The sequence below is a fragment of the Nostoc sp. 'Peltigera membranacea cyanobiont' 210A genome (assembly GCF_002246015.1).
GTDB lineage: Bacteria > Cyanobacteriota > Cyanobacteriia > Cyanobacteriales > Nostocaceae > Nostoc.
Map to the genome: position 1 here is coordinate 888,404 of NZ_NOLJ01000001.1, position 13,121 is coordinate 901,524.

At 41.1% G+C, this 13,121-nt stretch carries 3 protein-coding genes; all 3 read right to left on the reverse strand.

The genetic code is table 11. From position 1 onward, the window contains the following. Positions 1-54: 54 nt before the first annotated feature. From CDG76_RS03765 to CDG76_RS03775, 3 genes are read right to left on the reverse strand one after another with little or no spacing between them, the layout of a single operon-like run. Complete coding sequence (locus tag CDG76_RS03765) at positions 55-4,815, reverse strand: type I polyketide synthase (RefSeq protein ID WP_094347698.1); 4,761 nt, start codon at positions 4,813-4,815, stop codon at positions 55-57. After that, entirely contained in the window at positions 4,812-10,094 is a 5,283-nt protein-coding gene (locus CDG76_RS03770; protein ID WP_094347699.1) for a non-ribosomal peptide synthetase, read from the reverse strand. Before CDG76_RS03770 ends, CDG76_RS03765 begins: the two co-directional genes overlap by 4 nt. A 60-nt stretch (positions 10,095-10,154) precedes the next feature. Further along, positions 10,155-13,085: a type I polyketide synthase gene (locus CDG76_RS03775; RefSeq protein ID WP_094347700.1), complete on the reverse strand. Its 2,931-nt coding sequence runs from the start codon at positions 13,083-13,085 to the stop codon at positions 10,155-10,157. Between the last annotated feature and the right edge of the window lie 36 nt (positions 13,086-13,121).

The window sequence follows — 13,121 nt, forward strand, 5'->3', positions numbered from 1 at the left end:
ATTTTTAAACAACTAAATGATTGATGACCAGATTTAATCAATTTAATTACTTACTTAGTTTTGCGAAGCAATTAAGGTCTGCATCTCATGTTCTGATAGCTGTTCAATATCTGCTAAGGCTTGAGCCAACTCTTCTAAATTTGTCTGTTCAGACAGTTTTTGGACAATAACTTCAGCTAATTCAGCTATAGTTGGCCCGTTAAAGAAGCCTTTATAAGAGAGTTCTATTTGGAAAACTTTGCACATTTGAGAAACTAATTGAGTGACAAATAAAGAGTCTCCTCCTAGCTCAAAAAAATTATCGTGAGTTCCTACTTTCTCAATACCTAAAAGTTGTTGCCAAACATCAGCAAGGGTTCGCTCAATTTCATTACTAGGAGCAACATAAACATTTGTTAAATTAGGGCGCGGGTGGGTTGGTTTGGATTGACTTAGTTGAGCTAGTTTTTCCTCGAAGGATTTAGGAGATTCCTTTGCCTTAATCCGGCTAGAAAAATCTTGTGTTGATACAATTACTTGAGAAACTGTGCTACTACACAGAATACGTCTAAACGCCTCTATGCCTTCAAAAGAAACCATTCCTGCTGCCAATTCTTCTCCTGTGATTTCTTGATGCCTTGTTTCAATAGCAATTGCCATTCCTACACTGTTCCATCTATCCCAGTTAATAGACTTAACGAATTTCCATGTCCCATATTTGGAGGTACTGTAGTGAGCGAAGGAGTCAATAAAAGCATTTCCAGCTGTATAATCTGCCATTCCAGATTCGCCAACAAACGAATTGAGTGATGAACAAAGTACAAAGAAATCCAGTTGGCTTTCTTGGAATAAAGTTTCAAGTACTCGTGTTCCTTGTACTTTCGGTGCTAAAGCACTTGCTACAGTTTCTTTTGTTGTGAGTTGCATCATCCCTCCGCCGTAAACTGCGGCTGCATGAATTACTCCATGAATCTCACCAAATCGCTGATTACTTTTGTTAAGCACCACTGACATCTGGTCAAGATTGGTAACATCGGCACTAACTATCATTACCTCTGCACCTAACGCCTTCATCGCCTGCAATTTTTGGATCTTCTGGCTGATACGATTTTGCTGATCGTGAGTCGATAACCATTCAGACCACTTGTCTTGATCGAGGAAAGCTGAACGCCCCAGTAATATTAGTTTTGCTTGCACAGTCTGTGCTAAATATTCTGCCAACTCCAGACCAACACCTCCTAATCCACCAGTGATGAGATATACTCCCTGTTTTCTGAGGCGGAGATTTTCGGTAACGGTTTCATGTAGTTGCACAGGTTCAAAATCTTGCACCCAGCGATTCCGCCCACGGTAAGCAATAATTTGGTCAGATGTATAAGTCGTGAGTTCCCCTATCAGGGTTGTGATGAGTTGTTCCTCTCGATTGCTTTCTACAGGAACTACAACATCAATACTGCGACAGGTTATATTTGGATACTCTAGCGGCATAACTTTGCAAGCTCCGAGAACCAGTGCCTTTTCTGGACATAATATTTCTGAACCTGTTACTTCCTGCAAATTGTTGGAGACAATGCTAATTTCTAGAGCATCTGTTTGGTTATTTTCTGTAATGGCCTGCGCCAAAAACAATAAACTCGACCAGCCTAAAGCTTCAATTGCTGAGTTGGTGTAAATGTTTGGTGTCACACTCCACAGATGAACAATCCTTTTTGGAATCTTACCCAAGTTCCGAAGTTCTTTGAGTAGGGTGTTGTATTCATCCTCTTTTTGAGGGTTAATTGTATATGTGAGCTTAGAATATTCGCTAATTTGCTGAAATTGCTCTCCAACTCTAACGCTAATAACATCCTGCTTCTCAAGTAATAGCTGTTTTACCAGCTTTTCGCCCAAGCCGCACTCATCCACAAACACTAACCAACATCCTGATTTTTCTCCGAGTCCAGGTTGAGGTTGCGGTGGCATGGTACGTTTCCAAGAAGGGATGTAAAACCAGTCAGCAATATCTGACTTTTTCGCCAACAAGTCTTGGTTGGTAAATGCTGTAGGTGCTGAGTCAGTTACCGATGATGCAGCAGGTTGAGCCACAAAAATCTGTTCACCGAAAGCTTTAGTTTCCGAGACAGCTGCTACCTCAACAAACCCTTGAGAGTGTAGAGCCTGTTTTTGTGCTTCAATCCAGTAACGTTGGCGCTCAAATGGATAGGTTGGTAAGGGAATGTGATGGCGTTGTTCGTTAGCATAAAAACCAGACCAGTCTACTTTGACACCAAAAAGCCAGAGCCGCCCCAAAGAGTTGAGTAAAAATGCTACATCCGACTGTTGTTCTTGTGGATGGCGGATTGAGGTTAGTATGACCTGTTGATCTTTGTGATGTTGCTTGGTAAAGGTACTTAAAGTTCTTCCCGGCCCGACCTCTAAAAAGATGCGCTCCTGTGTTTTGAGTAACTCAGTTATCCCTTCGCTAAAGCGCACTGTCTGCCGTAGATGCTTTACCCAATATTTTGGGTCTGTTGCTTCGGCTACAGTAATCCAAGTACCACTAACGTTAGACACAAACGGAATTGTCGCCGGATGAAGTTGGAGTTTTTGTAACTGTTCTGTAAATGGCTGGAGAATTGGCTCCATCATCTGAGAATGAAAGGCATGAGAAGTATGCAGCCTACGACAGCCGACACCTTTGGCTTCTAGCTGTTGTTGTAATTGTGCGATCGCTTCAGTTGTACCAGAAACCACGCAGTAAGAAGGACCATTGCTTGCAGCTAAAGAGAGTTCCCTATTTAGTAATGGTTGTATTTCTGATTCGGGAAGTTGCACAGAGAGCATTTCCCCACTGGGAAGTTGCTGCATTAGTCGTCCTCGGATTGCCACTAGCGCTAAAGCGTCTTCCAGCGAAAAAACTCCAGCTAAAGTAGCAGCAACATACTCTCCGATACTATGACCAATCATCGCCTCTGGGTGTACACCCCATCTCATCCACAATTGAGCTAGGGCATACTCGATCGCAAATAATGCTGGCTGGGCAACAATTGTCTGTTTAAGCTGTTCTGTCGCCTTGGCTGTCTGTGCCTCATCTGGATACAATACATGACGTAGGTCAAAACCTAGATGCGGTTTCAGTAGTTCACAACAACGATCAACAGCAAGTGTAAAGATTGGCTCACTCTCGTAGAGTTCTCTACCCATATTTACGTACTGTGTTCCTTGCCCGGAAAACATAAATACCACAGGACGATTAACAGGCTGCTGGTATTGGGTGAAAACTCGTTGTGAATCTAAAGGGGAAAGCACCTTCAACGCATCATTCATGTCTTGACATACCACCATCCGGCGATGGTCAAAAGCTCGACGACCGACACTAAGGGTATGAGCCACATCAGCGAAGTTGAGATTGGGATGTTGTTTGAGGTGATTAGCCAGATTCGCCATAGCTGTTTCTAATGCCGATTCCGTTTTGGCAGAAAGAACCAACAGATGATATTTCCTCCCCGACTCCCCCTGCCTCCCTTGCTCCTCCACTGGGGCTTCTTCCAAAATTACATGGGCATTAGTCCCGCCAATCCCAAAAGAACTGACTCCGGCACGGCGAGGAATGCCGTTTGTTTTCCATTGGGTAAGTTTGGTGTTGACATAAAAAGGACTATTGGCAAAATCAATTTGCGGATTAGGTTCTTGAAAGTGCAAACTAGGCGGTATTTGTTGATTCTTCAGGGCTAGGACGGTTTTAATTAAACCTGTTACCCCAGCAGCAGCGTCTAAATGTCCAATGTTAGTTTTCACTGAGCCAATGGCGCAGAAGCCTTTTTTCTCAGTACTGGCTCGAAAAGCTTGTGTTAACGCCGCAATTTCAATGGGATCTCCTAGTGTTGTTCCTGTCCCATGAGCTTCAATATAGGTAATGGTTTCAGGTTCAACGTCGGCAACAACTTGAGCGGTTCTAATAACTTTGGCTTGACCGTCTATTCGTGGTGCTGTGTAGCTAACTTTGAAAGATCCATCGTTATTGATTGCAGAACCTTTAATGACAGCATGGATGGTATCTCCATCTGCTAGAGCATCCTCTAATCTCTTCAAAACTACGATACCTGCACCTTCGCCACCAACAGTTCCCTGTGCTTGAGCATCAAAAGTGCGGCAGTGTCCGTCAGGCGAACCAATTCCCCCTTCTTTATAAAGATAGCCAGTTTTTCTGGAAGAACTTATAGAAACCCCACCAGCCAAAGCCAGATCGCATTCCCCATTTAGTAAGCTTTGAGTGGCTAAATGCACAGCGACTAATGAAGTAGAGCAGGCGGTTTGAACAGTGAAACTCGGCCCCTGTAGATTCAGCTTGTAAGAAACGCGAGTAGTTAAGTAATCTTTGTCATTTGCGATCGCCAACTGGTGATTATCTATAGATCCAATAATATCTTCGTTTAAATAAATATTCAGTAAGTACCTACTTAAGCTAGCCCCCGCGTAAACTCCAATAGAACCTTGATAATTTTCTGAGTCATAGCCAGCATCTTCAAGGGCAATATATGCACATTCTAAAAATAGACGATGTTGTGGATCAGTAATTTCAGCTTCTCTGGGATTAAAACCAAAAAATGCAGCATCAAAAAGTTCTACATCTTCTAATACAGCTCGTGATTTGACAAACTTCGGATTATTCAGTGTAGCTGCATCTAGCCCATAAGCTAACAGTTCTTCATCAGTGAAAAATGAAATTGACTCTACACCATTTTGGAGATTTTGCCAAAACTCATCAACATTTTTGGCTCCAGGAAACTGCCCTGCCATGCCAATAATTGCTATTTCTGAACCATTATGCTCAACAGATGCTATGGGGATATTCATTCTTCCTTAACTCCTTGGTTATTCATTACCGACTTCATTTTTTGCAACCGTTTTCTTTGTTGAGATTTACCACTTGCAATTTTTTCTATTGAAATATTAATTTCACTTAAAGATGATGTTTGATTTTTAGTTGCACTAAAGAACTCTGCAAGAGAGCTAATAGTGGGATATCTGAACATATCGAGCATTGATAAATCGATTTTGAATATTTCGCGTAATTGGTTATTAACTTTAACCAGAAGTAATGAATGACCACCGAGTTCAAAAAAGTTGTCGTGAATACCTATTTTCTCGATATTGATAAATTTTTGCCAAATCGTAGCGATAGTTTGTTCTATCTCAGTTTGTGGCATCACATAAACAGCTTCTAGCTCTGGGCGGAGAGTTTCTGGTGCTGGTAGCGATCGCCTATCCAACTTGCCGTTGGGTGTTAGCGGCAGAGTTTCGAGTAGTACAAAAGCAGAAGGTATCATGTATTCTGGTAACTTATCTTTCAAAAAGCTACGCAGTTCAATAACTGTAAGTTCTTGATCGGATTGAGGAATTACATAAGCTATTAGGCGCTTATCAGTCAGATCGTCATCCCAAGTTACCACCACACCTTCGCGTACTTTAGGGTGTTGGTTCAATCTCGCCTCAATTTCTCCAAGTTCGATTCGGAAGCCCCGAATTTTAACTTGATAGTCAATTCTTCCTAAAAATTCGATGTTTCCATCGCCACGATAACGTGCTAAATCCCCTGTTTTGTAAAGCCGTTCTCCAGGTGCAAAAGGACTCGGAATAAACTTTTCGTTGCTAAGATCCGGACGATGCAAATAACCTCGCGCCAACCCTACACCACCAATATGCAATTCACCTGGAACTCCAATAGGAACAGGGTGCAGATACTTATCTAGTATATATATACGGGTATTGGCGATCGGGCGACCAATAGGAACAATCGGCATCTTGCTATCGCGCTGACAGTTCCAGAAGGTAACATCAATAGCTGCTTCTGTTGGTCCATAAAGATTATATAGTTGTGCATCTAGACGAGTAAAGAATTTTTCTTGAAGCTCAAAAGAAAGCGCTTCACCACTACAAATAACTCGTTTGATACTACTGCACTTTGGCAGCCTTGGCTCTTCTAGAAATACTTGCAGCATTGAGGGGACAAAGTGCAGTGTAGTAATTTTCTCAAAGGTAATTAGTTCAATAAGATAGGTGCTATCTTGATGACCTCCTGGTTTGGCTAAAACTAACCGTGCGCCCGTAAACAAAGGCCAGAAAAATTCCCAAACTGAGACATCAAAACTGAAAGGAGTTTTTTGCAAAACTCGGTCGTTTGCTGTTAATTCATAAGCATCTTGCATCCAAAGCAAGCGATTGCTTAAGGCTTGGTGAGAGTTCATTACTCCCTTGGGTTTTCCTGTGGAACCAGAGGTATAAATGACGTAAGCGAGGTTTGATGGTTGAACTCCACTAACAAGATTTTCTTGGTTTTGCTCAAGCATCTGAGCTTGAGTGTCATAGTCTAAACATATAACTTGAGCTTGGTTTTGTGGCAGATCCTTGACTAGTCTTTGCTGTGTTAGCAGTACTAATACTTGAGCATCTGCCAACATAAAAGCTAAACGTTCTTGAGGATATCCAGGATCTAATGGTAAGTAGGCTCCACCTGCTTTAAGAATGGCTAATAGTCCAACCACCATTTCAAGCGATCGCTCCACACAAATCCCTACCAATACCTCTGGTTTCACCCCAAGCGATCGCAAATAATGCGCCAATTGATTTGCACGGTTATTTAGCTCTCGATAGCTGAGGTGTTGGTCTTCAAAGGTTACAGCAATTGCATCAGGCGTAGACACGCAGTGGCTTGTCGTCAGACATCGCTCTACTTGAGCCTCAAATAACTCATGGATACAATACTCTCCAGGATAGTCAGTTTGAGTATTGTTCCATTCCACCAACAACTGATGCTGTTGAGTTTGTGTCAATATAGGCAATTCTGCAAGGGGTTGCTCTGGGTTGGCGACAACACCTTCTAGCAAGGTTACGTAATGTCCGAGCCAACGCTGAATTGTTTGGGTATCAAATAAATCTGTATTATATTCCAGTTCTATTACTAGTTCACTGTCTGTCTGAAGAATATTTAAATTAATATCCAGCTTAGTAGCGCTGGTAGCATTTTTAGCTATCTCAAACTCTTGTTTTAAAGACTTGGACACCAATGGAGCTTTGTCCAGATTAAACCCTGTGGTAAAAAGAGGGGTGCGGCTAGGGTCTCGTGGTAACTTTAAATTTTCAATTAGTTTAATAAAAGGATAAATTTGATACTCGTAAGCATCTAACAATACCTGCTGGATTGAACTCAAATACTCTGTGAATCTTGGGTTGCCAACAACTTGGCTGCGTATGGGCAATAGATTAACACAGTGGCCAACAAGATATTCACCTGCGATCGCAGATTGTCCAGCCGAAGCAATACCAACAACGATATCTTGTTGATTCGTCAATCGTTGCAACAAGGTGATAAATGCTGTTAAAAGAATCGTAAATAAAGTATAACCACGTTGTACACTTAAGCTTTTCAACGAATTATACAAAGTGGAATCGAGGATGAGATTTTCTCGCGCGCCAGTGTACGAAAATATCGGTGGTCGAGTCCGGTCAGTTGGTAATTCCAAAACAGGCACTGAACTGGCAAATTGACTCAGCCAATAAGCTTCAGCTTTTGCCATTTCTGGACTCTGTTGCATTTGTACTTGCCACAGAGCATACTCACTCCATTTCATGGGTTGGGGAAGTTGGCTAGCAATACCTTGGCATTCTGCTGAATAAATTGCTGCTAGTTCTCGCAACAAAATACTAATTGACCAGCCATCAGCAACAATATGATGATTTGTCAGAATCACAAGATGATGATCTTCCTGCAACTTGACTATGCGACAGTTCAGCAATGGCCCTTTTTCTAAATGAAAAATTTGTTGAGCTTCTCGTGCTAATAATTCTGATAACTGTGTTTCTCGTTGACTTTTTTCTAAAGTTGAAAAGTCGCTCACAGGAATGTCTATAGTCAAAGTGGGATGAATCAGTTGATTATCACCCTCTGGGCTAAAAGTAGTTCGCAACGCTTCGTGACGATTGATAATTTCCTGAACAGCCTTACGTACTGCCAATAAATTGCCAGTCCCTCGCAGATGGATAGTTCTAGATTCGTTGTAAGCGCGGGAAACTTCATCTCCCATCTGTGCCAAAAACCACAGTTCTTTTTGTGCTGCCGTTAGGGGAATTTTGAGCGTTTTTGAAATCGCAGCAGGTGGTAAGAATTCCCCTTGTTGCATTTCTAATACGCTTTCCTTGACTGCCTTAATTACGTGTTCAATATCTGCATCGGTATGCGCCGTAGACAGATAAAATGTTCGTCCTTCCCAGACATAAACGCCTTTTTCTAAGAGATGGTAGAAAAACAACTGACCAAACTTGAGGGGAAATGAGGCTATGAAACGAAACAGCGAACCAAAATGGACTACTTGAATTGGAACTTGTCTTTGTTCAAAGTAACTATTAAGAGTTTGGGCTAATTTCGTTGTTTTTTCAGATAACTCCTGCTGTAATTTCGGTCCACTATTTTTAATATGGTTGAGTGCAGCCCAAGCCGCCGCCATTACTAAAGGATGTTTGAAGAAAGTACCAGCAAATACTGTGGTTTCCGCTTGAGGATAAGAGCCATCTCCATAGTTCCACATCCCACCGTCGAGGGTATCCATTAAAGCTGCCTTGCCAGCTATAACTCCAATTGGCATCCCAGCAGCAACGGCTTTACCGTATGTAGTCAAATCTGCTTGAATATTCCACAAGCCCTGAATCCCACCTGGATGCATCCGAAAACCGGTAATCACTTCGTCGAAAATTAATACGGTTCCTGTTGCTTGAGTTAATTGTCTGAGTTGCAGCAGAAACTCTTTTGGTTGCAAATCTGGGCGACTGCTTTGTATGGGTTCCACCAGAACTGCCGCCAGTTCGTAAGCATGAGTTTTCAGAATCTCTAAGGATTCAGGTTGCCCATAGTCAAGTACGATGACATCATCAGCAATGTATGATGGAATACCTATAGCTTTGGGGATAGAACGCCGCGTTCTTTCGCTGGTTGTTACTCCTCTTACCAAAACCCCATCATAAGTACCGTGATAAGAACCAGCAAATAAAGCAATCTTAGAGCGTTTTGTAGTAGCCCGTGCTAGGCGGATTGCTGCCATCACCGCTTCTGTGCCATCGTTACAAAAAGCTGCCCGTTCTGCGCCTGTCAACTCACAAATTAACTCTGCAACCTGACCGGCAAGACGCGATTGTGGGCCGTGCAATATACCTTGCTTTATTTGTTCTTGAATAGCTTCGATGACAAAAGATGGTGAATGACCAAATAAAAGCGCACCAAACCCCATAGAAATGTCTACATACTCTTGTCCATCAACATCCCAAAGTCTGGCTCCGTCTCCACGCTGTCCATGAATGGGATATAACATCTCTTTAATGGAGGGCAGGAAGCCTGTTATCGCCCTGCTATTGGCATGGTAGGAACGATAAGCTTGAGTAAGTCGTTTAGATTCGGGAGTAAGTTTGACAAAACGTGTAATTAAAGCATCTAAATGTTTTTGTTGACGGGGAGTTAACAGAGTCTTTGATTCTAACTGAAGAGGCTCAATTGTTTGGGTGATGAGTTGTTGATTAGACTCAGTTTGAATCGATGATGAACTTTCTGAAAAATCAGAGTTATTAATTAAAGATTGAGCAACTTGTCCTACCGATGAGATTGCTTTTTGTACAGGTAATATCTTCTTCGATGAACCTGCTTTTTGTAAAATGTCTAGCTGTTTGGACATCAACTCAAGCTGCTGTTCTATTACTTGTTCTAGTACTGTACCTGTTACAGATTTTTCATCTTCTTGTTCCAAGTTTTGGGTATCAGAAGTCTTTTCAGTATGTGTTTGTAGTATTGGGCTAAATGTAGATTCCTGAAAAGAAGGCTCTACAATCAGATTTTGTAGAGGTAGCTCTTGAGCTATATAAGTTCCTAATGCATGAATTGTTGATAAATCTTCAAGCAATAAGCGAAAAGGAATATAAATACCTAACTCTTGTTGAATAGCACGGTTAATTTGCAACAAAATTAGAGAGTCAACACCCATCGCCAGAAAAGGAGTATGAATATCTATTCCAGATGATTTCACTCCTAATGACTCACTAACAATGTGTTTGAGTGTCGATATTATTTTTTTATATTGAGAATCTTCATTCATAATATTTTACATTGTCTGACATTACTACTAACTAAAAAGTTAAGTTACTCTTGTATGAAACTACATATCTTTTTCTAATAGTTCTAACTGCTGAAACATAATAGAAATTTGACGAGTTATTATTTTTTTGGCAGGATTATCGCGTTTTTCATTTTTGTTACTCAAATGGAGAATATTGTTTTGCTGAGATTCAATAAGTAAATGTTGTGATTTATCTCCTAAATGATTTTGCTGACTACTAACTTTTTCATTCTCCAACTTTTGATTATTATGAGTGTTTTTTTCATTCAATTGATTTAACTCATTACCTATAGAAGACTCAACCCAGTATTTTTGTCGTTCAAAAGGGTAAGTCGCTAAAGGAAGTCGATGACATTTTTGATTGGCATAAAATCCTGACCAATCCACTAGTATTCCGCACAGCCACAAATGTCCCAGAGTATTTAGTAAGAATGCAACATCAGATTGTTGGTCATGAGGATGACGTATGGAGCAAAGTGCCAAATGTCCTTGAGCTTGTTGTTTAGTTAAAGTACTTAAAGTGCGACCAGATCCAACTTCTAAAAAAATCCGATTTGGCTGTTTACACAATTCAGTAATGCCATCGGCAAAACGCACTGATGACCGCAAATGTTTAGCCCAATAATTGTTATCTGTTGCTTCCTCTGGAGTAATCCAAGTGCCAGTTACGTTAGATAAAAAAGGAATTTTTGGGTGATTAAGATTGATTTTTGTGAATAACTTGGTAAATGGCTCAATAATAGAGTCCATCATTTGAGAATGAAAGGCATGGGAAGTATGCAGAAAACGAGAGTCAATCCCTTGCTCGGTTAAGCGGTTTTGTAAATATTCAATCTCTGCGGTTGGGCCAGAAACTACACAGCGCTCTGGTGCGTTGATGGCTGCTAAGGAAAGTTTATCACCTAGCATCTGCGTAACTTTTTTCTCAGGTAGCGCTACAGCCAGCATTGCTCCTGAAGGTAGTTGCTGCATCAGTTGTCCACGAGTAGCAACTAGCATCAATGCATCTGCTAAAGAAAATACTCCAGCTAAACAAGCAGCAACATATTCTCCTATACTGTGACCAATCATTGCACTAGGGCATACTCCCCTAGATAACCACAATTGTGCTAGAGCATATTCAATCGCGAACAACGCCGACTGAGTAACATGAGTTTGCGTTAACTGCTGTGTCGCCCATTGGGTCTGTTCTTGGCTGGGATAGAGAATAGTGCGTAAGTCTAACCCTAAAATAGGTTTAAGTTGTTCACAACAATAATCAACCTGTTCCCGGAAAATTGGCTCAGTTTGGTATAACTCTCTACCCATGTCTATATACTGAGATCCCTGACCGGGAAACATAAACACAACTTCTGAATCACCTGGTTCTTGATAGTGCGTGAAAACTCGTTGCGTATCTTTTGCCTCTAAAACTTTGATTGCATCATCAAGGTCTTGACAAACTACCATCCGACGATAGTCAAAAGCTCGACGACCTACCCCCAGAGTGTAAGCAACATCAGCTAAATTCAAATTAGGATGTTGCTGGAGATGTCTCACAATATTGGTTGTAGCAGTTTCGAGTGCTGATTCCGTTTTGGCTGACAAACACAACAGAAAGTATTCACTTTTGACTTTTGACTTTTGACTTTTAACTTGCAAAGGGGCTTCTTCTAGAATCACATGAGCATTAGTGCCGCCAATGCCAAAGGAACTGACTCCTGCACGTCTAGGGTGTCCGTTTGACTTCCATTCTGAGAGCTGATTATTAACATAAAAAGGGCTGTTAGCAAAATCAATCTGAGGATTAGGCTGCTCAAAGTGCAAGGTGGGTGGTATTTGCTTGTGTTTGAGCGCGAGGACAGTTTTGATTAAACCTGCAACACCAGATGCAGTATCTAGATGCCCGATATTCGTTTTTACCGAACCGATGGCGCAGAAATTCTTTTTCTGAGTTTTAGCGCCAAAAGATTTAGTTAACGCGGCAATTTCAATCGGATCTCCTAAAACTGTGCCGGTGCCATGAGCCTCTACATAACTGACCATATCGGGTTCAATTCTGCTGATGGCAAGAGCCTCTGCAATCACCTTGGCTTGACCATCGATACTGGGAGCTGTATAGCCAACTTTGGCAGCACCATCATTATTAATAGCTGAACCTTTAATCACAGCATGAATATAATCTCGATCGGCGATCGCATCTGCTAATCGTTTTAAAATGACTATACCTACACCATCACCACCAACTGTTCCTTGGGCCTTGGCATCAAAGGCGCGGCAGTGTCCATCGGGAGACAAAATCCCCCCCTCTTGATAAGCATAGCCAGTCTTTTTTAAGTTAGTTATCGAAACTCCACCTGCTAAGACCAGATCGGATTCACGATCTATTAAGCTTTGGCAGGCTAAATGAACAGCAACTAATGAACTAGAACATCCAGTTTGGATAGTGATAGCTGAACCCTTTAAATCTAATTTATAAGCAACTCGTGTAGTCAAATTATCTGTACGATTATTATGTCTAATTTGGTCAAAACCAACTAATTTTATTAATTCAGGATTGGAAAAAAGATTGAATAAAAAGTAACTACTAATACTGGCACTACCGTAGACACCAATTCGACCTTGATAAGTTTTAGAATCATAGCCAGCACTTTCCAAAGCTTCCCAAGCTGTTTCCAAAAAGAGGCGGTGCTGTGGATCTATTATTTCTGCTGTTTTGGGAGAGTAATCAAAGAATCCAGCATCAAATAATTCTATATCTTCCAATATAGCTTTTGCTTTGACATAATTTGGATCATTTATTGTAGTTTTCTCTACCCCAATTGATTCTAGCTCTTGGTCTGAAAAAAATGAAATTGCCTCCAAACCATTTTTTAAATTTTGCCAAAATTTATCCAAATTACTGGCTTTAGGAAACCGTCCAGACATACCGACAATAGCTATGTCTAAATCACTTATTTGATTTTCTTTGAATTCATTATTATATGCCATGTGTAAATTGTTGTTAGTAGGTTTTAGCAATCCTAA

Coding starts and splice junctions, on each gene's coding strand:
- CDG76_RS03765 (WP_094347698.1), bottom strand. CDS start 4,815: ATGAATATCCCCATAGCATCTGTTGAGCATAATGGTTCAGAAATAGCA.
- CDG76_RS03770 (WP_094347699.1), bottom strand. CDS start 10,094: ATGAATGAAGATTCTCAATATAAAAAAATAATATCGACACTCAAACAC.
- CDG76_RS03775 (WP_094347700.1), bottom strand. CDS start 13,085: ATGGCATATAATAATGAATTCAAAGAAAATCAAATAAGTGATTTAGAC.